Origin of the sequence: Acinetobacter sp. YH12120, from assembly GCF_013418795.1 — a bacterium.
GTDB classification, from domain to species: Bacteria; Pseudomonadota; Gammaproteobacteria; order Pseudomonadales; family Moraxellaceae; genus Acinetobacter; species Acinetobacter towneri.
The window spans coordinates 1-25,356 of record NZ_VPBI01000015.1 but is presented as its reverse complement, the minus strand read 5'-3'; the positions used below and the strand labels follow the sequence as shown (position 1 = coordinate 25,356).

At 39.1% G+C, this 25,356-nt stretch carries 19 protein-coding genes and 4 pseudogenes; 16 read left to right on the top strand and 7 right to left on the bottom strand.

Annotation, left to right across the window (positions count from 1 at the left end; genetic code table 11):
* Positions 1–442: 442 nt before the first annotated feature.
* A complete protein-coding gene (locus tag FTU58_RS10200) occupies positions 443–1,615 on the bottom strand; it encodes a replication initiation protein (protein ID WP_094069347.1) in 1,173 nt (390 codons plus the stop codon).
* Between the two features lie 856 nt (positions 1,616–2,471).
* Here FTU58_RS10200 and FTU58_RS10195 point away from each other — a divergent pair.
* The 8 genes from FTU58_RS10195 to FTU58_RS10155 all read left to right on the top strand — a co-directional run bounded on the left by FTU58_RS10195 (position 2,472) and on the right by FTU58_RS10155 (position 12,878).
* Positions 2,472–3,245, top strand: a complete 774-nt coding sequence (locus FTU58_RS10195) for a ParA family protein (protein WP_094069344.1) — start codon at positions 2,472–2,474, stop codon at positions 3,243–3,245.
* A gap of 13 nt (positions 3,246–3,258) precedes the next feature.
* Positions 3,259–4,170 carry a ParB/RepB/Spo0J family partition protein gene (locus FTU58_RS10190; protein WP_070153141.1) on the top strand — a complete coding sequence of 304 codons (912 nt, stop codon included), beginning with the start codon at positions 3,259–3,261 and terminating at the stop codon, positions 4,168–4,170.
* A 611-nt stretch (positions 4,171–4,781) separates the two neighbouring features.
* Positions 4,782–6,329, top strand: a complete 1,548-nt coding sequence (locus FTU58_RS10180; protein WP_154320136.1) for a class I SAM-dependent DNA methyltransferase — start codon at positions 4,782–4,784, stop codon at positions 6,327–6,329.
* The gene (locus tag FTU58_RS10175; RefSeq protein ID WP_104915058.1) at positions 6,326–7,441 is read left to right on the top strand and encodes a restriction endonuclease subunit S; all 1,116 of its coding nucleotides are present in this window, start codon (positions 6,326–6,328) and stop codon (positions 7,439–7,441) included. The genes FTU58_RS10180 and FTU58_RS10175 overlap by 4 nt, the downstream gene beginning before the upstream one ends.
* 55 nt (positions 7,442–7,496) lie before the next feature.
* On the top strand, positions 7,497–8,030 hold the full coding sequence (locus FTU58_RS10170) for a DUF2939 domain-containing protein (RefSeq protein ID WP_167846516.1): 534 nt from the start codon (positions 7,497–7,499) through the stop codon (positions 8,028–8,030).
* Between the two features lie 28 nt (positions 8,031–8,058).
* Positions 8,059–8,535: a hypothetical protein gene (locus tag FTU58_RS10165; protein WP_070153126.1), complete on the top strand. Its 477-nt coding sequence runs from the start codon at positions 8,059–8,061 to the stop codon at positions 8,533–8,535.
* An 84-nt stretch (positions 8,536–8,619) separates the two neighbouring features.
* Entirely contained in the window at positions 8,620–11,859 is a 3,240-nt protein-coding gene (locus FTU58_RS10160; protein WP_154320137.1) for a type I restriction endonuclease subunit R, read from the top strand.
* A gap of 494 nt (positions 11,860–12,353) precedes the next feature.
* Entirely contained in the window at positions 12,354–12,878 is a 525-nt protein-coding gene (locus FTU58_RS10155) for a hypothetical protein (RefSeq protein WP_154320138.1), read from the top strand.
* Between the two features lie 49 nt (positions 12,879–12,927).
* Here the strand turns inward: FTU58_RS10155 and FTU58_RS10150 are convergent.
* Positions 12,928–13,236: pseudogene (locus FTU58_RS10150) on the bottom strand (transposase); the annotation flags it as partial.
* A gap of 31 nt (positions 13,237–13,267) precedes the next feature.
* Between FTU58_RS10150 and FTU58_RS10145 the strand changes: the two are divergent.
* The 5 genes and pseudogenes from FTU58_RS10145 to FTU58_RS10125 all read left to right on the top strand — a co-directional run bounded on the left by FTU58_RS10145 (position 13,268) and on the right by FTU58_RS10125 (position 18,876).
* The gene (locus FTU58_RS10145) at positions 13,268–13,714 is read left to right on the top strand and encodes a Wadjet anti-phage system protein JetD domain-containing protein (RefSeq protein ID WP_228291712.1); all 447 of its coding nucleotides are present in this window, start codon (positions 13,268–13,270) and stop codon (positions 13,712–13,714) included.
* 23 nt (positions 13,715–13,737) lie between these two features.
* Positions 13,738–14,897, top strand: a protein-coding gene (locus FTU58_RS10140) for an IS3 family transposase (RefSeq protein ID WP_154320140.1) whose coding sequence is annotated in 2 segments (ribosomal slippage) — positions 13,738–13,972 and positions 13,972–14,897 — 1,161 coding nt in all. Because the reading frame shifts where the segments join, the coding sequence is not laid out codon by codon here.
* A 341-nt stretch (positions 14,898–15,238) separates the two neighbouring features.
* Positions 15,239–16,572: pseudogene (locus tag FTU58_RS10135) on the top strand (ISNCY family transposase).
* A 436-nt stretch (positions 16,573–17,008) separates the two neighbouring features.
* Complete coding sequence (locus FTU58_RS10130; protein WP_000193118.1) at positions 17,009–17,581, top strand: LexA family transcriptional regulator; 573 nt, start codon at positions 17,009–17,011, stop codon at positions 17,579–17,581.
* Complete coding sequence (locus tag FTU58_RS10125) at positions 17,578–18,876, top strand: Y-family DNA polymerase (protein WP_000100479.1); 1,299 nt, start codon at positions 17,578–17,580, stop codon at positions 18,874–18,876. The genes FTU58_RS10130 and FTU58_RS10125 overlap by 4 nt, the downstream gene beginning before the upstream one ends.
* Before the next feature lie 253 nt (positions 18,877–19,129).
* Here FTU58_RS10125 and xseB read toward each other — a convergent pair whose 3' ends face one another.
* Entirely contained in the window at positions 19,130–19,324 is a 195-nt protein-coding gene (gene xseB, locus FTU58_RS10120) for an exodeoxyribonuclease VII small subunit (RefSeq protein WP_001058302.1), read from the bottom strand.
* Positions 19,314–20,582, bottom strand: coding sequence for an exodeoxyribonuclease VII large subunit (gene xseA / locus FTU58_RS10115; protein ID WP_000004127.1), 1,269 nt, complete (start codon positions 20,580–20,582; stop codon positions 19,314–19,316). The genes xseB and xseA overlap by 11 nt, the downstream gene beginning before the upstream one ends.
* Positions 20,583–20,798: 216 nt before the next feature.
* Here xseA and FTU58_RS10110 point away from each other — a divergent pair, with 216 nt between their 5' ends.
* Positions 20,799–22,103, top strand: coding sequence for a type II toxin-antitoxin system HipA family toxin (locus tag FTU58_RS10110; RefSeq protein ID WP_000816116.1), 1,305 nt, complete (start codon positions 20,799–20,801; stop codon positions 22,101–22,103).
* A complete protein-coding gene (locus FTU58_RS10105; RefSeq protein WP_000361155.1) occupies positions 22,096–22,374 on the top strand; it encodes a helix-turn-helix domain-containing protein in 279 nt (92 codons plus the stop codon). Before FTU58_RS10110 ends, FTU58_RS10105 begins: the two co-directional genes overlap by 8 nt.
* Before the next feature lie 116 nt (positions 22,375–22,490).
* Here FTU58_RS10105 and FTU58_RS10100 read toward each other — a convergent pair whose 3' ends face one another.
* Positions 22,491–22,688 carry a hypothetical protein gene (locus FTU58_RS10100; RefSeq protein WP_096902802.1) on the bottom strand — a complete coding sequence of 66 codons (198 nt, stop codon included), beginning with the start codon at positions 22,686–22,688 and terminating at the stop codon, positions 22,491–22,493.
* Between the two features lie 207 nt (positions 22,689–22,895).
* Here FTU58_RS10100 and FTU58_RS10095 point away from each other — a divergent pair.
* A pseudogene (locus FTU58_RS10095) lies at positions 22,896–24,052 on the top strand (IS4 family transposase).
* Between the two features lie 43 nt (positions 24,053–24,095).
* Here the strand turns inward: FTU58_RS10095 and FTU58_RS10090 are convergent.
* Positions 24,096–24,398, bottom strand: a complete 303-nt coding sequence (locus FTU58_RS10090) for a helix-turn-helix domain-containing protein (protein ID WP_096902794.1) — start codon at positions 24,396–24,398, stop codon at positions 24,096–24,098.
* A pseudogene (locus FTU58_RS10085) lies at positions 24,391–24,748 on the bottom strand (type II toxin-antitoxin system RelE/ParE family toxin). The gene FTU58_RS10090 and the pseudogene FTU58_RS10085 overlap by 8 nt, the downstream one beginning before the upstream one ends.
* Positions 24,749–25,356: the final 608 nt, after the last annotated feature.

Below are 25,356 nucleotides of genomic sequence, written 5' to 3'. Positions count from 1 at the left end.
CGTCATCATCTTTAGCTAAAACGGTCTTTAGCTTATCATTTGTGGCTAGACGCAACAGCATCAAATATCTAGCTTAAGAAGCATCTCAGAGTAAATTTTTACAACAAAGCTAATAAGCTTAGGCTATTTTAATAGTTTTCATGATCCGCTGCTTTATACAAAGGCTATAAAAATATTTAGTAATTTTTTATCTAAATTACTCTATATACTTAAAACTTGGTTGATCTCCCTATCTTAACCACACCATTTTTTGAGCACTGAAAAACTTTTTTCTGCAAAAATATATGAGGAACAACAAAAGTGTAAAATCTAAAAATAATATCTATTCTTTTAACTATTTTTCATTCAGCTATACACACAGATATTTTGTATCCAATTTTCTTAGTACTTGAATTCTTCAGTGATACATTAAAAAATGTGTAGCAAGTTGCTACATTTTTCCTTAGACAAGCTCTTTACCAAAAATATCATTCAGCCTATCACGAATACTTTGTACAAATTCCGGATTATTTTTTAGTTTATGCTTCATATTACGTTTAAAGTCATTCAAGCTCATACCAACTTCAGCAAAATCCATTTGGAATAAAGTGTCATTAATAACAATATTTGCTTGAGAGTCAGTGAGACAACCAATTTTTTTAAACCACTTCTTGAACTGCGAATACTTTTCATCATTATTAAAAATGTACCAGGAACGTACATTCGTATCGAATTTTGCCCCCAATTCTTTTACTAATGCATTCTCTTCAAATGGAACATCAAGATAAATTTTTTCAATTACAGCAGTTTCATTTAGTGTTTTATCAGTAATACGCTGATGCAGTTTAAAATTCACCCCCACAATTGGGCGCCCTTTTTTTATGGTTTCATACTCTAGTTGTAGATCTGTATTTTCGTTAATTTCTGCAACTATTTTATCTAATACATAGCGTCTAAAATCTACCCAGCGATCATATTTAGTTTCATTAATATCAATCAGAGCTTTCAAGTTTTCTAAAAGCATTGGGACTTCATAACTCTTTTGGCTTGCGTACTTGAATTCATTTTTAATGAAATACGTATAAAGACTCATACTAGCAACAGAATCCAAGGCAAACAGATGTTTCAATTGATAGGTGGTGAAATTCCCCCCAGCCAACTGCGTGAAATACGGTAACACCTCACTGGTAAAACGAATCTGAATGGCATTTTTAGAATCATCTTCCCATCTTAACTCACGGATAATAGGAACGACAGAATGTACTTTTTTAGTCTTTCTCTTACCATCATCAGTAGGTTCCTCAATAATAAAATGAGCCACCCTAGATGAAAGTTCTTTATAAATCCGGTCTATTGCAACATTAATCGAATTGCGTTTATTCAATCCTAGTAAATCTGCCAAATCATCCTTATACAGATAAATATAGGTTTGTTCTGTGATTTCACCATTTACCCTATTTTTCTCACTATAATTTGCAACAGCCATTGCATATAGGAGCGCCTTATATTCATTGGCTGATAACTCAATTGGGCGAATTAAGCGGTTACTAGTGCTAACAACGCCATTATGACGAATATTGCCTATACAGTAAGGAATATGATTCAATTCTTCTTGCAATGATTCTGATTCTGTCATAACCGTGATATTTATATATTTAATTCTATTTTTATATACAAAAGTGGAAAAACTTTCAAGACTTTCACCACAAGAATCTAAGAGTGGAAGGCTTGTCATCAGAAATATGCATTTTTGACGATTTATTGTCCTTAAAGTGGAATGAAATATATTATTTCCACCATATAGTGACAGACCTTCCACCTTTAGCTCTAAACTAACAGTTCAAAATACCCATTTTCACTTATTTCTTCCAAATTTAGGTATGCTATGTCAGATAGAAACCTAGATGTGACAAGGCTTCCACCTTTCATTAGATTTGAAAGGTATAAATGAATAGATAATCATCAGGAAATATCCAATAAAAAAAATTTATCCACAGGGTGCTAACACATAGTGACAAACCTTCCACCCTTAAAGATTGTTTAGCCAACTTTATCAACAAATTAAGTATTTATTTTTGCAAGAGTTTTTTAAAAAATATAACCTTTTTAAAAATAGTAGTGACAAACCTTCCACTCTTGTGACAAACTTTCCACTTTACGGTGACAGACCTCCCACCTTTGAGTGACAGACCTTCCACCTTTGAGTGACAGACCTTCCACCTTTGAGTGACAAACCTTCCACTTTACGGTGACAAGCCCTCCACTTTTAAACTTATAAGCATTTGTTTTATATAGCAAAAAAACAGTCTTAATTATTAATTAGCTAAATAAATAATTATACTAATTATTAATTAAGCTAGCTTATTTAAAAATTAGTTTTTTAAGTTGTTTTACACCTAAATAAATAAGATTTATAAATTTAAAAACTATAGTATGATGAGTGAAAGTTATTTATATTGTTAAACATTCAAATACGGAAGCATCTGACACGTATGTCTGCAAAAATTATTACGGTTGCTAACCACAAAGGTGGATGTGGCAAAACAACGACCGTTGTACATCTAGCCTCTGAACTTGCAAATCTTGGCAATAAAGTTTTAGTCATTGATTTAGATCCTCAAGCAAACGCAAGTTTACACATTGGGATCCAACATCCAAGCGAAATTGTTGTTACTTCAGCAGAATTACTCGTTGGTGATATTTCATTATTAGCTGATGCATTACAAGAAGAAACAAACTTTGAAAAAGTATCATTAATTTATGGCTCATTAAATTTAGGAAAAACTGAAGACCAGCTTAAAGAAGAAGCTCCTCGTCCTTCAGAAGAATTAAGCATCAAGCTAGAACTGTTAAAAGATCTTTACGACTTCATATTAATTGATTGCCCACCTAGTCTTAAACTATTAACCAGTAATGCCTTAGCATCATCAACACATGTCATTATCCCTATCGAATCTGGATCACAATATGGACTGTATGGGGTAACAGATCTTTTAAACCATCTTGAAAAGATAAAACGTATTAATCCAGATTTAGAGCTTTTAGGCGCTTTACTGATTAAACATGATGAACGTCAGAATGTTTGTAAATTGATTCGGGATGAAGCTTTAAAACAGGTTGGAAAAATTTTACAAACTACCATTCCTCAAAGTACTAAAGTTAATCAAGCAGCAATTCTGCAACAGCCACTTTTGAAAGTAGAAAAAAATTCAAAAGTACGTAAGGCTTTTGAAAGCCTTGCTTATGAAATTGTAGCGAAAGTTTAAACCTGAGAGTATTATGGCAAGCACTAAAGAGCTTTTAGCTCAAAAATTGAAACAAAATACAGAAAAACATCAGCAAGCACAGAAAGACAATATTAAAGAGCTAAAAGAATTTAGACGTAATGTTCCTATTGAGGATATCAGTCGCAGTCCCAACCAACCGCGTAAAGTATTTGAAGATTCTCAATTAAAAGAACTGGCGGATTCTATTAATGAAATCGGCCTTTTGCAGCCCATTACAGTGCGTAAACTTGATAATCTGAAATATGAACTGATTGCAGGCGAGCGACGCTTACGGGCGCATCAATTACTCGGCAAGTCGGTGATTGAAGCCATTATCATTGATGCTAATGATGAAGAAGCATCTTTGTTAACCCTAGCTGAAAATTTAAAGCGTCAAGATCTGACAGATTATGAAATTTTTATTGGTTTGAACTCACTTGATGAAAAGTTGAAGAAGAACAAGCAACGTTTAGCTAATTCATTGGGTTTAAATCGCGAAGATATGTACAAATATCTATCGTATGAAAAGCTGCCTAAAGCAATGTTGAATGACCTGGATTTGGAGCCAGGTCTAGTCGGTCGTACTGCTGCAACAGCGTTCAAGAAATTTTTATCGGATCATATAGAGCAACTTTCGGAGGCGGAAACAGCTTTACTCGGTGCTTGGGAGAAATTAAAAGAAAAAAAACTGGAGCAAAGCAAAGTTACTTCTTATGCTGAAAAACTATTGAGTCAAGATCCAGAAAAAGTAACCACGACATCAGTGGTAAGAAAAATCGAATATGATGGTAAGGTTGCTGGAAATATCAAACTGAATCAAAAACAGCTCAATATCTCTCTTAAAATTTCAGAAATTGATGAAGCTAGTCTTTTACAACTAGAAGATTTTTTAAAACAGCTTATTCAGAAAAGTGAAAAAGTGTAGCAACTTGCTACACTTTTCAGTTTGCTCATAAAACTCTCACACTTACGTGAGAATTTTTTATAATTATCACATGCGAAAAATTATACCACCCAAACTGAAATTGATATGGTTACGCTAGAAGAGTTTATTCCTAAAAATTATCTTATACGTAAAATAGACAAAGCGATTGATCTCAATATCATTCATGAACGTGTCGCGCATCTATATTGTCCCGATAAGGAGACTGTTGAACGAATTTTGCCGTTGCAAAATAATTACAGGGTCTCTGTTATGCAAGTAACGCAGCAATGTTTACTGTCAGTTACAGCACAAAACTTGAAGAAAATCGCCTTGCACTTATCGAAGTTAATTTTTATTGTATTTTTTAGCCATCAATACGCTTAAAAATAAATCACTATGAATAAGCGATAGAAGTTTAGAAAATACCCCCACTTTAACGATCGCTAAAGTGGGGTTTGTGATTAGTCTGAAAAGTGTAGCAACTTGCTACACTTTTTTAATACTTAAATTGTACGACAAGAAATGACGTATCAATACTTACACACGAGCGTATTATTGGGTACTATTGGTTTAACTAAAACTAGATAACCTATTCATTGCAGGACAATTCCATGGCACGTACTCCAAAGCAAACCAAACAAGAACCCATTGAGGTCATTCTTTGGAAAGCTGCAGACAAACTTCGTAAGAACATTGATGCTGCTGAGTACAAGCATGTAGTCCTTGGTTTGATCTTCCTCAAGTACATCTCTGACTCATTTGAAGCTCACTACAACCTATTGGTTGAAGGTGAGGGAGAGTTTGCAGGAGCTGATCCTGAAGATCGTGATGAATACACTGCATACAACGTCTTCTTCGTTCCTGAGATCGCACGTTGGTCATACCTGTTAAACCAAGCAAAGCAAGTCACCATTGGTAAGATTGTAGACGATGCAATGGAAGCCATTGAGAATGAGAACCCTCAGCTCAAAGGTGTACTACCTAAAGTCTATGCACGTCAAAATCTCGATCCTACGAGCCTAGGTGAGCTGATAGACCTCATTGGTAACATTGCCCTAGGTGATGCAAAAGATCGCTCTGCCGACGTTTTAGGACACGTATTCGAGTACTTCCTAGGTGAGTTCGCTTTAGCTGAAGGTAAGCAAGGTGGGCAGTTCTACACGCCTAAATCCATCGTGAGCTTATTGGTTGAAATGCTAGAGCCATACAAAGGACGTGTATTCGATCCTTGCTGTGGTTCAGGTGGTATGTTCGTACAGTCTGAGAAATTCGTAGAATCGCATCAGGGTTTAGTGGACGACATCTCCATCTATGGTCAAGAAAGTAACCAGACAACTTGGCGTTTGGCCAAGATGAACTTAGCCATTCGTGGCATTAACTCAGAGCATGTGAAATGGAACTCTGAGGGTTCATTCCTGAATGATGCACACAAAGACCTGAAAGCGGATTACATCATTGCTAATCCACCATTCAACGTCTCTGATTGGAGCGGTGAGCAGTTAGTGGGTGATGCTCGTTGGTCTCTAGGTACACCACCTGCAGGCAATGCGAACTTCGCATGGATGCAACACTTCTTGTATCACATGAGTCCTAAAGGTCAGGCAGGCGTTGTGCTTGCTAAAGGTGCATTAACCTCTAAGACCAGTGGTGAAGGTGAGATTCGTAAAGCCTTGGTTTCAGAAGCCAATGTCATCGACTGTATTGTGAACCTACCTGCCAAGCTGTTCCTGAACACACAGATTCCTGCTGCTTTATGGTTTATGCGTCGTGACCGTGTTAACTCAAGCCAATACCAAGATCGTAGCAATGAGATTCTGTTCATTGATGCTCGTAACCTAGGTCATCTGATTAACCGCAGAACCAAAGTCTTGTCTGATGAAGATATTAAGCTCATCACAGACACTTACCACAATTGGCGTAACAAGGGTGGTGAGTATGAGGATGTTGCAGGCTTCTGTGCATCTGTACCACTTGAGAAAGTCGCTGAGCTTGATTATGTACTGACGCCAGGTCGTTATGTTGGTTTAGCTGATGATGAAGATGAGTTCGACTTCAAGGTACGCTTTACAAGCTTAAAGGCAGAGTTTGAAGCACAGCTTGCTGAGGAAGCCAAGCTAAACCAAGCCATTGCTGAGAACTTAGCAAAGGTGGTTGTATGAGTGAGTGGCAGGTTGGGCGATTAGATAGCTTCTTTACCCTAAAACGTGGTTATGACTTACCAAAGCAATCTCGTGTTTCTGGTAGTGTTCCCATCATTGCTTCTTCAGGTTTTGCTGATTTTCATAATGAAGCCAAAGTAAATGAATCAGGTGTTGTGACGGGCCGATATGGAACCATTGGTTCAGTTTTTTTCAGTGATGTACCATTTTGGCCATTAAACACATCTCTTTATGTAAACGACTTTAAGGGGAATGACAAAAAGTTCATCTACTACTTTTTGCAAACATTGGATTGGGAAAAATTTAGTGACAAAAGTGCGGTGCCTGGAGTTAACCGTAATGATGTTCATCAAGAAGAGATATGCTTTCCGTCTCTCCCTGAACAAAAAGCCATAGCCTCAATCCTTTCATCATTAGATGACAAGATCGACTTACTGCACTGTCAGAACAAGACTTTGGAAGCCATGGCTGAAACACTGTTTCGTCAATGGTTTATTGAGGAAGCGAAAGAGGATTGGGATGATTTACTAGTAAGTGATATAGCTACTCATATCAAAGACAATGTGAACCCATCAAAAGATCCTCTTAAGACATACTATCATTTTAGTTTGCCTGCTTTTGATTCAGGAGAAAAGCCTACTATTGAATTGGGTGCGGAAATTCTGAGTAATAAGTACAGAGTATGTGAGAACTCAATTTTAGTCTCAAAGCTGAATCCAAGAGTGCCTCGTATATGGTTATTAACTGATGTCAAAGATAATTATGTATGTTCAACAGAGTTTCAGAATTTGAAGCCTAAAGTAGGATCTCATTTAATGTTCTTGTATAGCTTATTCAATTCAAGAGATGTTATTGATGAATTAGCAATGAGTGCTTCGGGAACCAGTGGCAGTCATCAAAGGGTTAAGCCAGAAGATATGTTAAATATCTCTTTTAAGACTCCAAGTTTAGACTACCTTGAAGAGTATTCGCTGTTGATTACTCCTTCGATGCAAAAGGTTTCATCTAACAAGAAGCAAATCCAAACACTTGAACAACTACGAGATACCTTGCTTCCTAAGCTGATGAGCGGCGAAGTCAGAGTCCAATACCAAACAGAAGAAGTTGCATAACATTTGAGGTGAAGTCATTTGATGGCTTCACCTTTTTTACATTCAGGGGGCTGAATTGAATAAAAAAATTATAGGGGCAATCATTGCCTTAGTCGTAGTGATCTGTGGCTACTTGTATGCTTCGCCATACATTGCCATCAATAACATCAAGAATGCTGCACAAGTAGGTGATAGCGAAAAGGTGTCCAAGTACATCGACTATCCAAGTGTGCGTCAGAGCTTCAAAGATCAAATGAATGCCATGATGATGAAAGAGATGGCAACCCATAAAGATGATGGTTTCGCAGCACTAGGTGCCATGCTTGCATCTACCATGGTAGACAAGATGATTGATGGTTTTGTCACACCTGAAGGGATGACCATGATGATGCAAGGCAAAGACCTTAAAGATGCAGCACATTCATCACAGGGAGCATCAACAACAGAAACCAAAGAAGAAGATCAAGCAGAGTACAAAACTCGCTATACCTCATTCAGTGACTTTGAGGTTGTGATCCAACATCCAAATGATTCCAAAGCCGTCACTGTCAAAATGGTTCGTGATGGTTTGAGTTGGAAAGTGAATAAGATCGCTGTGCCGATGGATTAAGTAAAAGAGAACAAAGAGGAAAAACAGAATGATAAAGCGCATGATTCAAATGGGATTTGGCTTGATTGCTGTAGTTAGCTTTGCTGCAACCGTTCAAGCAGCACCGGCTAAATTCAATCATAGCGGCATACAAAAAGGTAAAGTCATAGAAACCTGTTATCACTCTCCTTGTTCAGTCGCCAAGTTTGTCTCTTACAAACAACTGAATAAGACAGCGACTGAATCCAAGATTCAAGTCACCTTGCTGGGCGGTAGTCGTGAGTGGGAAGCCAAGAAAATTGACTGGAATAGATCGCCACATAAAGTCACTGTGAATTGCTCATACCAACGACCAACAGTTCAGATTGGTTCACAAAAGACTCTGATTCCACTCAATGATGGTTTAGGTGTTCCTGGAGTACTGATGGTAGATGCTGAACTCTATCTATATGTTTGCCATAAGTTTGAGGGCGCTATTGAGAATGCTGTGCAGAAGTATGGCTATAACGTGCAGGACGATGAATAAGGTTTCTTAGCTTTACATCATATAAAAAATTAATGAGTCCAGGTTATATGGATAAGTTTAGGGGGAAATAATCAAGTGACTAAGATGACCGAATCAGACATTGAGCTGATGGCGATAGAGCAACTAGAGGGATTGGGCTATACCTATGTGTATGGACCTGAGATTGAATCGAAGGGCACTAACCCTCTACGAAGCTATAAGCAGGTCATCTTGGAAGACAAAGTGCTTGATGCATTACAACGCTTAAATCCTCATTTAAGCCAAGACAAATGTACTGAAGCACTAAAGCAAGTCACCAATATTCAATCCCCTGATCTACTCAGTAATAACCAAGCATTCCACCGACTGCTCACTGAGGGCATTAACATTGAGGTGAGCAAAGAGGGTAACACTCAAGGTGAGTATGCTTGGTTGATTGACTTTGAGAATCCAACCAATAACGAATTCCTTGTCGTCAATCAAGTAACCATCAAAGAAGATCGCTGGACAAGACGACCAGACATTATCTTGTATGTGAATGGCTTACCCTTGGTGGTCATTGAACTCAAGAATGCAACAGACGAGAATGCCACTGTAGAAGGCGCATACAAGCAAATACAGACCTATCAAAGCCAAATCCCTAGCTTGTTTACCTACAATGCTTTCAACGTCATCTCTGATGGTTTAGAGGCGAAAGCAGGTACTGTCTCAGCAGACTACAGTCGCTACATGGCGTGGAAGACAAACAATGGTCAAACCAAAGCCAAGAAGACACAAGCACAGCTAGAAGTCCTGATTCATGGTTTACTGAATCCAGTCACACTACTCGACATGATTCGACACTTCATTGTCTATGAATCAACGAAGCACGAGGATACCAATGGCTTAATCACCATTAAGACCATCAAGAAGATGGCTGCATATCATCAGTACTATGCAGTGAATGCAGCAGTCCTCTCGACTATTCGTGCGTCTGCAGTGAACTCGGACTCGAAATCAGCAGAAGTTGCCATGCAACATCAAGGTAGAAGTAAGCTCGAATTGGTACAGCAACAAGCAGTCGGTGACAAGAAAGCCGGTGTGGTATGGCATACCCAAGGCTCAGGTAAGTCTTTGTCTATGGTTTTCTACACAGGCAAGATTGTCTTGGCTTTGGATAATCCAACAGTCGTTGTGATCACAGATCGTAATGATCTAGATGATCAGCTCTTTGGTACATTCGCTGCATCAAGCCAACTCCTTAGACAAACACCACGACAAGCAGACAGCCGAGAAGAACTCAAAGAGTTACTCAAGGTGGGTTCAGGTGGCGTGATCTTCACCACCATCCAAAAGTTCCAACCGGATGATGGCACTAGCGTCTACGAGCAACTGTCAGACCGAACCAACATTGTCGTGATTGCAGATGAAGCACATCGTTCTCAGTATGGCTTTAATGCCAAGGAAGTCGATGTCAAAGATGAAGATGGCAAGGTTGTCGGTAAACGTACTGTCTATGGTTTTGCCAAGTACATGCGTGATGCACTTCCTAATGCTACTTACCTTGGTTTCACAGGAACACCAATTGAGAAGACGGATGTAAACACACCTGCAGTCTTCGGGAACTATGTAGATATCTATGACATCTCGCAAGCAGTGGAGGATGGTGCAACTGTTCGTATCTTCTATGAAAGCCGCCTAGCTAAGATTGCCATCAGTGAGGAAGGCAAAGAGCTGATTGAAGACTTTGATGACCAGTTTACTGAAGATGACTTAAACCAAACTCAAAAAGAACGTGCGAAGTGGGCAAGAGTCGAAGGTTTGATCGGCAGTAAAGAACGTATCAAAGCCATTGCAAAGGACATCGTAGAACACTTTGAGCAGCGTCTTAAAGCCAATGCAAACCAAGGCAAAGGCATGATCGTCAGCATGTCTCGCAGGATCGCTGTAGACCTTTACAACGAGATTGTAAAGATCAAACCAGAGTGGCACAGTGATGATCTGAATGATGGTGTAATCAAAGTTGTGATGACTGCCTCAGCTTCAGATGGTGAGGTGATTGCTAAACATCACACTACCAAGCAACAGCGCCAACGCTTAGCAGATCGTATGAAAGACAATGATGATAAGCTCAAACTCGTTATTGTTCGTGATATGTGGCTGACTGGTTTCGATGCCCCAAGTATGCACACCCTTTACATCGACAAACCAATGAAAGGTCACAACCTCATGCAAGCGATTGCACGAGTCAACCGTGTCTACAAAGACAAGGCTGGTGGCTTGGTTGTGGACTATCTTGGTATCGCATCTGACTTGAAAGAAGCCTTATCGTTTTACTCAGAAGCAGGTGGTAAAGGTGATCCTGCATTGGTGCAGGATGAAGCTGCAACGATCCTGCAAGAAAAGCTAGAAGTGCTTGATGGCATTTTGCATGGCTTCAACTACCAAGAGTACTTCACTGCAGATACTTCTCGTAAGCTCAACATCATTTTAGAAGCGGAAGAGCATATCCTTGGTGTAGATCAAGGAGAAGGGAAGACTCGCTTCCTGACAGCAGTCACAGCGATGTCACAGGCATTCGCATTAGCTGTACCTCATCCACATGCTATGGAAGCTGCACCAGTGGTGGCATTCTTCCAAGCAGTCAAAGCACGTCTTGCTAAGTTTAGTGATGGTACAGGCAAGATTTCTGGCTTAAGTAATGCTGAGCTTGAAGCCAAGGTAAAGCAAACCATTGACCAAGCTCTAGTCACAGAGCAAGTGGTAGATATCTTCGATGCTGCAGGGATTCAGAAACCAGATATCTCGATTCTCTCTGATGAGTTTATGCAGGAGATGAAAGACTATAAGCATAAGAACATTGCGCTTGAAACACTTAAGAAGTTACTTGGTGATGAGATTAAGGTACGAGAGCAACGCAGTGTCACCCAAGGTAAGAAGCTCATGGATATGTTGATTTCAGCAATTAAGGGTTATCAGAACAAGGTACTTACTGCAGCAGAAGTCATTGATGAACTGATCAAGTTAGCTAAGACAATTCAGGAGTCAGACAAACTGGCTGAAGAACTCAACCTGACTGAATACGAATATGCGTTCTACTCAGCAGTAGCAGACAATGACAGTGCTCGAGAATTGATGCAGAAAGACATATTGAGAGAACTTGCAGTCGTACTCACTGATTCTATTCGTAAGAATGTGACTTTGGATTGGACGATCAAGGAAGCTGCTAGAGCAAAGTTAAGAGTCATCGTGAAGAGATTGCTGAAGAAGTATGGCTATCCACCTGATATGGCTTTATTGGCTACAGAAACTGTATTGGAACAGGCTGAGCAGTTGGCTGAAGAGCTTTCCAGTTCAAAAGAATAGGGTACAGATAGTGTTCAAAAAGACCGCTATATTAACCATAACCAAGGGGGCATTTTTACACTGCTGCTAACAAGGACAACCCTTCACTTATACTAGCTCAAAACTGATCTGACAGTTCCCCGTTTTTTATTGTGCCTGTCAGGTTAAATTTGGGCTAAATTCTTATCAGCCCAAATTCGTTTTCCATTAAGTAAAGTTTCAAATGGGCTTCCTGTTTGACATCTTTTGGGAATAGTTTCGGATATTTTGTTGTTCTAACTTTTCATGATGCTGTTGAATTTAGTCCAGATCTCATAAAACATTGTATAACTGAAACGCTGGAAAACCTATTTAGCAAATTTGGGGTGTAGTTTCCACTTGAAATAATTCAATTAAAAATAAATGTATGTATTTTATTTATTTTTTGATATATTTCAGTTTAACCTAAAAACGACTAGTGATAGTTATAAAAAGTTGTGCTTAGAAGAATCTTTATTATTTTCAGAGGTTTACTTATGAAAAAGTTAGTAATCTTATTATCAATGTCGACGGTTTTTTTATCAGCTTGTGGTAATAAACATGACAAAATGGTTGGCTACTGGCAATTAGAAAATGTGCAAGGAAAGCGCATTATGCAAATTTTTAAAGAGGGTAAAGATAGTTATATTCTTAAAGAAAATGTGGTTGCTCGTAGTAATGTGGTGAATGGTAAAGAGGGAAGTTCTCTCGTATTGGAAAAAAAAGATGATACTTTAGCGGTTAATAATGGTTTAGCTGCTATGCCCTTACATTTATCTGATGATGGTCAAACATTACGTATTTCTAAAAATCAGTACAAAAAAGTAGATGAAAATTTTGTCAATAAAACAATAGAAAATATTAAAGTGTGTCATGAAATTGAAACAGAATATCGGACTAAAGTTAAAGAACTACCTATTTTTACTCGTGACCCTGCAATTCAAGAGCAACGTAAAACGTTGGCTGAGTCAACTACTAAAAAAATGCAAGCCATTGAAGATTGTAAATTTGGTATCTACTGATAATTACACTATTTAATGAGGGTGTAAATAATTCTGTGTAAATGTGGTTTTAAAAATACTTGGTTACACGTTCATCAAACATGATACTAAAACGATTCATGGCAGCTTTCCAATTCTGAATGGGCATCGTCCATTTTTTGCTTGCTGCCATAATCGCTAAATATACCACTTTTTTCACAGATTCATCGGTTGGGAAGATTTTTCTTTTCTTGGTGGCATGGCGAATGACACTGTTCAAGGATTCAATTGCATTGGTGGTATAAATCGCCTTGCGAATGTCCATTGGATAGGCAAAGAACGTGTTGAGATTCGACCAGTTGGCAAGCCATGATTTACTGATTTGAGGATATTTATCGTCTCACTTTTGACCAAATTCATCCAGGGATGACATACAATCGATACAGCGCATCATTATTATTGAAAATGGTGCCATGATGAATAGGGTATTTGATTGGTATATGCAGTTGCCTCTTGAGTGGCAGTCGAGCCTGTTTGTCTATCGTGGGCATGGGGCCAACATTAAAACAGTAGTTAAATTATTAGAACAAGTATCGGATAACTGCTTGTTGGCATTTTATGGTGATCTTGATCCGTATGGGATTAATATTGCCTCTCATTTTTATAAAATACGTCCTTTAGCCCTGATTGTGCCTAGTATCTGGCAGGAGATCACAGTCACTCATATCGACAACAATGTGAATAAATTCTTGAAGCAGATCGTTCAGACTAGGGATATTGCATTTGATCAAGCTGAACCTTTGATTTTAAGAGAGCTATTTCATCATGTTGATCCTAGCCAAAATAATGGACAGTACTTCCCTCTAAAGATAACGTAACGTTAACTTTGGAGATCCAAGAAATGGCCAAACGTTTTAATCCCAAATTTAAACAGCAAGCAATTGATTATGCACTTTCAAACTCACACGAGCCTACAGCTGCAATCGCCCAGAAATTAGGTGTGGGTTATTCAACTTTAGACAAATGGATTCGTGAAGCCAATCCAGTGGGTTCAAGCAAACGTCAACTTTCACCAGAACAACAGCGGATATTGGAATTAGAGAAAGAAGTCAAACAGCTTAGGGAAGTCAATGACATCTTAAAAAAAGCGCATGTGTACTTTCTGACAGATCATGCCAAGAAAAGTACACGGTAATTCAAGATCTGGATGTGAATGAAGTCACTGTATCTTCTGTCTGTAAATGCCTGGGTGTCAGCACTTCAGGCTATTATGCCTGGCGAAAGCGCCAGACCAATCTAGCGCAGAAATATAATGATTTAAAAGCCGTATATTGGCAGCATCATGCACGATTGGGTGCACCTTCATTGGTACATGACATGCATGATTTAGGTTACAGCATGAGCGAACGAACCGTTGGAAGAATGCTTAAAAAGCTTGGTTTACGTAGCAGGATTGCACGTAAATACAAGCATACGACTGATTCAAACCATCGTTTGCCTACAGCACCTAACTTGTTAGATCGTCAATTTACGGTCAATGAACCCAATAAGATCTGGACAACAGATATTACCTATATCCGTACTAAGCAAGGTTGGCTGTATTTATGTGTGATGCTGGATCTATTCAGCCGTCGTATTGTCGGTTGGCAAACCAGCTATCGAATAGACCGTCAATTGGTATGTGATGCGTTTCATTATGCAATGGCTCGTCAGGGGTATCCAATGGGTGTCATGGTACATTCGGACCAAGGCTCACAGTACTGTAGTCGTGATTTTAGGGCGCTATTATTGACGAATAACTGCGTTCAAAGTATGTCACGCAGGGGAAACTGCTGGGATAATGCAGTGACCGAAAGCTTCTTTCATACATTGAAAGTTCATGTGGTCCATGGCAGTGTATTTGCCACTCGAAAAGAAGCGAATGCTGTCTTGTTTGACTATATTGAGATTTATTACAATCGAATCAGAAGACATTCTGCAAACGGCTGTTTAAGCCCAGAAGCCTTTGAACAGAAATATTTCAAGAATTTAGAGGGATTTGTTGTCCACGATACTGTCTAGGATCAAAAACTAGATCACCTACCTGTATATCTTCGATTTTTTTCCAAATTCTCCGTGGTAAATTTAGATCCCTCTGTACACGCACTAGAGTACCCGCAATAAAACACCCAGTAAGTGCTGGTATTTCTTTCAATTTATCACCCATAAAAAATGTCCCCTATTATTTGTTAATGATAATGTATGACTGTTAATTTTTTATCGTTCAAATTCTATTCTATTTAACATAATCAATGTTATACGAAATACAGATGTTAGAACCCATTTAAAGTGTCTGTATTCTCACCAATAAAAATGTCTAGTTTATGATGATTTAACCATCATGGACTGGATATGAAATATAGATGCTGATCACTATGTCTGACAAAGAAATTCAACGTCTTGCGGTTCTGCAAGACGTTCGAGATCATCGTATTACCCAAGTCCGTGCTGCTGAAATCCTGAATCTTTCCCCCGTCAAATTACCCGGTTATTGCAGAAGCTCAATCAAGATGGTGTTTCAGGTCTGGCTCATGCCAGTCGTGGTCAACCTGGCCATCGTCGCCATGATGACTTGTTAAAAGCAAAGTGCCTTTCCATTATTTCTGAACATCTGCTGGGCTTTGGGCCCACCTTGGCGCATGAGAAGCTCAGCAGCATGTTTGAGCTGAATATTCCTGTGGAAACAGTTCGTCGCTGGATGACTGCCAATGAGCTCTGGATTCCGCGATCCAAGCGTCTGAAACGTCCATATCAGCCTAGATATAACCGTGATTGCTTCGGTGAACTGATCCAGATTGATGGCTCCTATCATGACTGGTTTGAAGGACGATCCGCCAAATGCTGTTTGCTGGTTTATATCGATGACGCCACTGGAAAGCTGTTGCATCTGCGCTTTTGTGAGGCTGAAACGACCTTCGACTATATGCTTTCCACGAGAGCCTACATTAAGCAATATGGCAAGCCTTTGGCCTTTTATAGCGATAAACACTCAGTATTCCGAGTGAATCAGAAATCGAGCCAAGACAGCAAGATCACGCAATTTGGGCGGATTCTGAATGAGTTAAACATCGATATTATTTTTGCCAACTCACCACAGGCCAAAGGACGTGTGGAACGTGCTAACAGGACACTTCAGGATCGTCTGATCAAAGAGATGCGTCTGGAAGGCATCAGTTCGATTGCTGAAGCCAATGCTTGGCTACCCTGCTTCATTGAGCAGTTCAATCAGAAGTTCGCCAAGTGTGCGCGTAACTCAAAGAATTTACATCGACCATTAACCGAATCTGATCTTGAACTGGATGATATTTTTACCTGGCAGGAACCACGTAAGGTCACCAAGAATCTAACCCTGACGTATGACAAATGTATTTATATGCTTGAACCGACTGAATTGAACCAGAAATTAGTTGGACAATACATTTCATTTCTGGAGTACCCGGATGGCACTGTTGCGATCATGTATGAAGGACGGAAGATCAACTACAGTATCTTCAATAAACTGACTGGACTGCAGCAGAATGAAGTGGTTGAGAATAAACGGTTAGGCGCAGTTCTGGCCCATATCCAACAACAGCATGAAGAGTTGGAAAAACAGAATAAACGTTCCCGTGCCAAGAAAAGTATGCCGAGTCGTAAAGCTCAGAAAGCTAGCAATGAACAAAGAAATTTAAATCCTGTTCTTGACTCTTGCAGTTAAAAACAGGACATTTTAAATGGTTTATCGCATAGACATTTTAATTGGTGAATAACAACAGCTTTTTAAATTGTGTTATAATTCAGTATGCTAACACCTAGTTTACAGCCCACTCACCCTCGAGTGGGCTTTTTTTATGATTTTTCACGTTCCACGCCTATTCTTTAATCAATGTTCCACGGTTTTATTTAATGTTGCTGAACAATCAATGGATACCAGTAAAGCCCTTTAGGTCTTCTGTTGCTTCAAATATAAAGTCTCTACGATCAAGGATTAGACAATCTTTATTGTGTCGTCTGACTGATCTTGTGGCTTTGCTAATATCATGGCAATCCCAAGATTTGGGATAATACTTTATTAAAGAACGGACAATCTTGTTTTTATATTCTGAGTTTTCTATAATCTTAATTATGTTACATAATCAAGATTGATAATAAAAATGACGCAAAATAAGCATGGTGGTGCACGCAAAGGTTCTGGCCGTCCTTTTGTCTATAACGAACCGACCAAGGTCATTCGGGTGCCAGAGTCTCGTGTATTGGAAATCAAGAAATACCTGAAAAAAAATGACACTCCAAAGTTTAACGATATTTCCTCTATTACATTGCTTGAGACAAAAACACATTATGAGATTCCTGTTGCTTTGCAAAAAGTTGCTGCAGGCTTCCCTTCCCCTGCTCAGGACTATATCGATAAGACCCTTGATCTAAACGAGTTTCTTATTCAAAACCAACAGGCAACCTTTATCGTTGAAGTGGAATCCTTATCCATGCGTGATGCAGGGATTGATCTGAATGACAAGCTAATCGTTGACCGTAGTATTGAAGCCAAGCATGGGGATATTGTTCTGGCATTGATAGACAATGATTTTACGATTAAACGTTTAATGATTGAGGGTAATCAATGCTGGTTGCAGGCGGCTAATCCTGATTTTGCTGATATCTATTTGAAAGATAATCAAACCATGCTGATTTGGGGTGTGGTTACCAGTGTGATCAAGAAGTTCAGATGAGCAGTTACGAGCGGATTTATGCCCTGATTGATATTAACAACTGTTATGTCAGTTGTGAGCGGGTATTTAATCCCAGTCTAAACAACAAACCTGTCATTGTTCTCAGCAATAACGATGGCTGTGCTGTGGCAAGAAGTAATGAAGCCAAAGCGCTGGGCATCAAAATGGGCGTTCCTCTCTTTCAAATACAAGATATTGTTCAGCAACATCAGGTCGTGGTGTTATCCAGTAACTATGCTTTATATGCTGAAATGTCCAAGCGTTTTCATTCAATTTTGGCTAGTTTTGTTGCGCCACCTGAACAGGAAATCTATTCAATTGATGAGTGTTTTTTAGACCTGACCAGTTATGCACAAAATTTTGACTTAACTCAGTATGCGCATCACATGAAACAACGATTGTTGGATTGGATTGGCTTGCCCGTCTCGATTGGTATCGGGCGTAGTAAAACTGAAGCCAAAATGGCCAACCATCTTGCCAAAAAAAGACAGGGTTTCAAGGGTGTGTGTAACTTACTCAATATGGATTTCCTAGATCAGGAAATGCTTTATTCAGACATTGAGGTCGGTGAAGTTTGGGGCGTTGGTCGTAAGTTAGTTAAAAAACTAAATGCCATGGGAATCTATTCGGTACTGGATTTAGTGATGCAAGATTCTCATCGCATGGCGAGCCTTTTTTCTGTGGTAATGCAAAGAACAGTATTGGAGCTGCAAGGTGTTTCTTGTATGCAGTTAGATGATGCCCCTCCCCCCAAACAGCAAATCATAGCAAGTCGTTCATTTGGTGAAAAAGTTACCGAGCAAGATGATCTCAAAGAGGCTATGGGCAAGTATGTACAGGATGCGGTCATACGTTTACGAGCAGACGCTTCCTTATGTGGATGTGTCATTGCTTTTGTGCAATCGAATCCTTTTGATTCAAAGGTTCCCTATTACAGTAAATCGTTGGCTTTTGAGTTTCCTGAACCGACGGATTGTGTTTTGGATCTGATTAAAACAGCTATGCAACTGCTGGAACACATTTATAAATCTGACGTGAAATATAAAAAGTGTGGTGTAATTCTGACGGATTTAATTGCTAAGCAGCGCTTTACTCCTGACCTGCTGACGGACCACAGCCAGCGTGAAAGTAATGAAAGCCTCATGCAGACTTTAGAAGCGGTACAGGCGAGATATGGGAAAACTAAATTAGCTGTTGGCAGCTGCTACTTGCCACAACGAAAGTGGTCCATGAATCGTACCCATTTGACCCAAAACTATTTCAGCTGGCAGGGATTATTAAAGATCAGCCATTAAATTAATTAGCCTCACCTATTTGGTTTAAGTCAGCTTAATGAAGAACTCGACACATAAGCCGACACAGGCTTGATCCTCAGTCAACCATTTAACAACGTAAGTATGTTGTTTGGGATCCATGTAACACCTCTCGAGGAAAAGGTGGTTAGTAATAAAACTCTGCTCAAGCAAATTTATTGGGTTAACTGTCAGTTTTCACCATCTCATGTCCTTTATTTCTAGAACATTCTAGACTTTTCTCGACCTAGAATTTTTATTCTTTAAAGGTGTCATTCAACGCCTGTTGCACAGCATCAATACGTAATTTGCAGGCTTTATAGGCAGTCATGGACTCTTCAACGATCGCCATAAGGTTATCAATATCCGGTTCTTCCTGAGATTCAAGAAATTCGGCATTTTTCTTGAGAATTTCATAACCTTTCTTGAAACTTAGTTCTTCATTGTTCATGTGCGTTTACCTGTGTCACGGTGGCATCAATGGTGCCATCCTTAAGTTCAATCTGTAATTGCTGGTCAGTAATCTGCTGTATGGAACGGATGGCTTTGCCTTGGCTACGGACAATTGCATAGCCCTTGGCCATCACATTACGTGGATTCTGTAGCAAGGTTTCCCTCATCAATGACTCTACCTGCTGTGAAGCTAGTTTAATCTGTTGTTGAGCAAGATACTTAGTATCACTCTTCAGCATATCAACTCTACGTTGGGCTTCATTGATCTGGTTCTGTGTCAGAGTTTTGATAGTTTTCAGATACTGATCACTCTGGCTCTGGTAGGTGATCAACTGGTGCTGTGACAGTAGCTTGATGGTCTGCAAAGCAGTACTAACTTCATTGACTCGCTCCACAATCAGGTTACGGATCCCTGCGATCACTTTACTCGGAGTATCAAAGGAACGGTGTGCAATTTCATCCAAAATAGTGTGGTCTTTCTCGTGGCCAATACCGACCCAGATAGGCACAGTTCTTTTACACAGCAGTGCGGCCAGATCATAATCATTCAGGTAAGCTAGGTCATTCACGGCTCCACCACCACGGATAATCACAATAAGGTCTGGTGCTATCAAGTAATCTTGAGCCCACTGTCTTAAGGCACGGCCCAAAACCTGAATGATGCTGGCAGAAGCAGTATTACCCTGAAAAGTTGCTGAATGATAAACGAAATGGCAGACACCAGCCTGAGCCAGGGCATCCGCATCTTTTTTAAAGTCACCTAACCCTGCAGCATTTTCCGGTGCAATGACCAAGACATTCTGAATATCAAAGGGTACCGGCAACTGTTTATTGTTATTGAGCAGGCCTTCCTCAGTCAGTCGCAGCAGAATCTGCTGATAGCGTTTGGCGATGTCTCCTAGAGTAAAGCTAGAGTCGATATCTTCGATATTGACCGAGAAGCCATATTGCGGATCAAATCTAGCTTTGACCTTGATCAGTACATTCAGGTCTTTCGACAGTTCAATACCACTTTCTCGTTCAAACTTTAGAACTATTTTTTGTGCCGTAAATTTCCAAATGGTGCCTTTACAACTAGCGATCACCTTATGGCTTTCTTCATCTTTCTCAGCCAACTCAAGATAATAGTGACCGCCTTTAATACTTAAATTACGGATCTCAGCCTTGACCCACACTGCCCCATCAAAAGTCAGATGGATGACTTCCTGTACAGTGGCAAGGTATTCACTAAGGCTGAGTTGTTGACGTTCTGACATGATGTAAAGGATAGCTAAAATATAAGGAGGTGAGATTTAACCTAATATTGATCAATTCTACTGCAAATCAGATGAGTTTATTGCAATTTTGAGAAATGTATAAGTTCTTCTTAGACACCTAGAGTGATCATTGAGATTTTTAGTTTAATTATACTTTTATATTAAAATAGATATATAATCAATAAAATCATTATATTTTACTATTTTAATAAAATTATGAAGCAATACTGTACACTGCAAATCTACCAAGACTATGAATGGCATGACTGTGCTTTGGTTGAGGTTACGGATGATCAAAATGCTGGATGGCAGGCAGCTACACGTACATCATATTTGTTCGAATATGCTATTTCATATATGGATCTAAGAGATGGTCATGCGCTTGCTTATGACTTACCAGTGAACGTTCAAAATAGATTGGAATCAACTTGGCCAGCATTTCTTATGGATCTATTACCTCAAGGATACGGCCGCAAAGAATTACTAATACAGCTTGATTTTTCTGAGAATGTTCAGGAACAAGCGGACTGGGCGCTTTTAAAAGCAGGCGCAGGAAATCCAATTGGGAATCTGCGAGTCAAAGAGGCTCATGAGTGGTTACAAAGTCATTTCCCAAAGCTGCAGAATCAGGGATTTAGCCTAAGCCAAATTATTGAACGTAAAGAGAAGTTTATTGAATCGCTCGCATCTTATGGACTTTTTATTGCTGGTTCATCTGGTATTCAGGGTGAGTGGCCAAAATTGTTGTTAACACAAGGTTATGATGATCTTTTCTATCTAGATCATACTCTTCCAGATGATCAAGTTAAGCAGCATTGGTTGGTTAAATTTAGCCGCGGCAGTGATCAAAATTTGAATAAAATCCTGATGAACGAAGCTTTGTATATGAAAGTCGCTCAGTACTTGCAACTACGTGTACACCGGGATCTTGAGCTACATGGCAAGACTTTGTTTATTCCAAGATTTGATCGCAAAGTAATTAATGGCAAAGTTGAAAGAATTGCTCAGGAAAGCCTTGCATCTCTAGGTGGGAAGGCGGGCTTTGGGGTTAGAATGACCCATAATCAAATATGTACCCTGCTTATGGAGGCTTGTACCGAACCAAAGCAGGAAGTATTTGAGTATTTGAAGCGTGATCTCGCAAATGTTGCCTTAGGCAATAAAGATAACCATACTCGCAATACAGCAATCCAACGCTTCAATAATGGTAAAATTCAGCTCACACCATTATTTGATTTTGCGCCAATGTGGTTACATCCTGATGGTATTGCACGTACTACTCGTTGGGAAAGAGATGATCATGGTGGTATGCCACTTTTGAGTTCTGTGATTGAGCAGATAGCTGAAAGCACTTCGATTGGTCCACAAGAAATTAAAACTTTATTAATTGAACAGTTACCAATTTATCGGGGATTGTTAGAAAAGATGCAGGCTCTTCAAGTAGCGGATGAAATTCTGGAAAATAGCCAATATCGAATAATCAATATTTGCCAGCAGTTGGAGGAGATCAGCCATGGATAAACGTTTTAAACCATTGACCCCTATTCAACAAATGGAAAAAAGACTATCTGTGCTTGAAACCATCAATAATCATCCAGACTGGTCTTTTTATCAAGTTGCTCGATTTATTCGAACAGAGCTACATTTAACACTGAATGATATGGCTAAAATTACTAAGATTGCGCCACAGACACTGCAAAAAATGGAGCAACCAGGGAGCAATCCTACTTTGAAATCCATGCAGAAATTACTCGATACTTTCGGTTTACAATTACAAATAAAAGTTAAATGATTTTTAATTCTGAGCCATCGGTTTTTCTAAAATCTTATCCGTTTAAGGATACAAAGAGGAAATAAACAGGCTCTAGGTTGTTTTATGATTATTTTTAGACAAACGACTCCAAAACCTTATGTAGCAAGGGTTTTGTCTCTACAGTAATTAATTTGTTTTTGAAAAAATGGAGTAGAGTGTTTGAAATATGAATAATCGAATTCGGTTTCTGTAAGCACAGTAATTTCATCTGCATGTGCTTTATATTCATCTATATTTTCGAGTAATTCATCCTCTGAGAATGGGAGTTTTTTTTGATTTTCAGTGTCGTTCATAGAGTCATATCCTGAGAAGTTATTTAGATCATCATAAACCAGACATTTTTAATGGTGAGAATACAGACACTTTAAATGGTTTCTAACACAAAAAAGGGAGCTTATAGCTCACTGCTGTCCCATAGTTTGATTTAAATAAAAAAACCTGAGTCTGAATCGTTAAAATATAAGTGCGAACCAACACTTTAACGACCAAGGACTCAGGTTTTGTCATATCAGAATACCGTATTTCATCAATTGATTAAACCCATACTCCGACAAGATTTTGAACGTCTTGTTCAAATACATCATGTCGGTCAGAAATTTAGAGCCGCTTCAAGATGGGATCAGTTCATTGCCATACTGATGTCTCAACTTTCCTGCAGACAAAGTCTGCGGGATATTCAATCTAATCTAGAGTGTCAACAAGAAAAGCTGAATGCTCTCGGAGCAAAGTCTATCACCCTCGCAGTACACTGGCTCGAATCAATCAGGAACAGCCTGCAGCCTTGTATGAACAGCTATTTTACACCTTGCTTAAATCTTATGAACACTCAAAAGTAGCTCATAAATTCCGCTTTAAGAATCCCTTATATTCCCTGGATGCCAGCCATATTGATCTGTCATTTTCCTTATGTGAATGGGCCAAAGTGCATGAATCCAAAGCCAGCATGAAACTTAGCGTTGGCTTAAATTACAGCAATACCATTCCTGAATTTGTGGCGCTTGGGGATGGCATTGAAAATGATATGGTACAAGGCAGAGCATTCAAATTTCCTGCTGGCAGTATTGTCGTATTTGACAAAGGATATATTGATTATCAATGGTTTGCCCAATTGACTCATCAAAAGGTCAGTTTTGTCACCCGATTGCGCCCAAAGACAGTTTATCAAGTGAAATCTAGCCGCAGCGTATTAGCATCTAAAGGTATTATTGCGGATGAATGGATTGAATTAAGTAGTGCTTATGCAAAGAAAAGAGGTGCTCCCAAATTATTAAGACGTATAGAATTTTATGATACCGATAAGAACAGGACGTTTGAGTTTCTGAGTAATAACTTTCATCTGGCAGCATTAACGATTGCTGCAATTTATAAAGACCGTTGGAAAGTGGAGCTGTTCTTTAAAGCACTTAAACAGAATTTAAAATTAAAGTCATTTCTAGGCCGAAGCCGTAATGCCATACAAACTCAAATTTGGATCGCGTTAATCGCCTATTTGCTGGTGAGTTTCGCTCAACATCTGGGGAAAGAAGGCTGGACAGTGCAGCGCTTACTCAGAATCATTCAAGTGAATTTGTTTGAAAGAAAAACGTTAAAAGCTTTATTCTCACCCGATAAAATCCCCATTAAACAAGAGGAAGCTTATTTAAGCTTCCTCTTGTGAAAAATTGTGGGACAGCAGTGGCTTATAGCTACCTTTTTTATCGTTACACATTAAATCCTATATGTTTTCCTGTTGGAAGCTCCACATCAATACGGAGCTTACCACCCATTGCCTCAACATACTTTTTCATGGTTGAAATCTTTAAATCATTACCACGATTTTCAATTGCTGAAAGTGATGGCTGTTTTATTCCCAAAGTTTCAGCAAGTTCTTTTTGGGAAATCTCTAACTCTTCTCGAATAAGATGGAGCTGAGTCTCTAACAGTAGCTCATCAGCCATTTTTTTAATACGTGCTTGGCTCTCTGGAGAGCGACTAACCAATAATTCCTGTAAGGTTTTAGCCATTAGATTGTTCTCCTAGGGTTGAGAGATGAAGTTCGTATTGCTGTTCTGCAATGTCCAGCATCTCTTTTATAGAAACGCTTTTTACCGCCTTTATCACCGATGCAAAGCACAATGGCCTGTCGTAATGGATCAAATGCAAAAAAGGCTCTAAGTGGTTTACCTCTATGCTGAACGCGTAGCTCTTTCATATTGGTAAATTTAGAGTCATACACGGTATCCACTAAAGGGCGACCTAAGCTAGGTCCCTGCTGCTGTAGAACGACCAAAGCTGCGAGGACTTTCTCTTGTGTTGATTCATCTTGCTGCTCAAGCCACTCATTAAACAGATCTGTTGTGATGACTGTCCACATATCACAACCAAAATATAGATTATAGTCTATATTTTATAGTGAACTTAGTCAGTTTTCAAATGGTAATAAAAAACCCCGACATCCTGTCGGGGTTTTTCGTGTTTGGTTGCAAGGTATAACTTCTGTCGTACCTAACCATCCTTGTGCTGATCTTTCTTATTCTTGTTGTTTGGAGCTTCCTGCTTTCCTTGACTACATCATAAGAAATAAAGCTTTGATCAGCTAGAAGCAGATTCCTTAAATTACTGTACGTCAAAGCGTACAAAAATGGCTTAAAAATAGCCCCAGAGTTATCCCCATAAATTGTGGATTTTTTTCAGGTTGAAAGCCTTATAGATTGTAGGTGATTTTCTGTTTTGAGTGTTTTTTGAGCAAAAATGTTGGCAAAAAATATCAAAACCGCTCATAAAAAAGCCGACTTGTTTCAAAATCGGCTTTTTGTGCATTTTTAGATTTTTCTGGTTTTATTAAGTATCTGATATTTATATTAATATACAAGTGTATTGCGTATAACCACCATTATGTTAAATAAGGGTTCCATACTTTATTTAGTTAAAGACTTTCTACAAAATTTGTAGCTATTTAAACTAGATATTGCTTGAATGTGG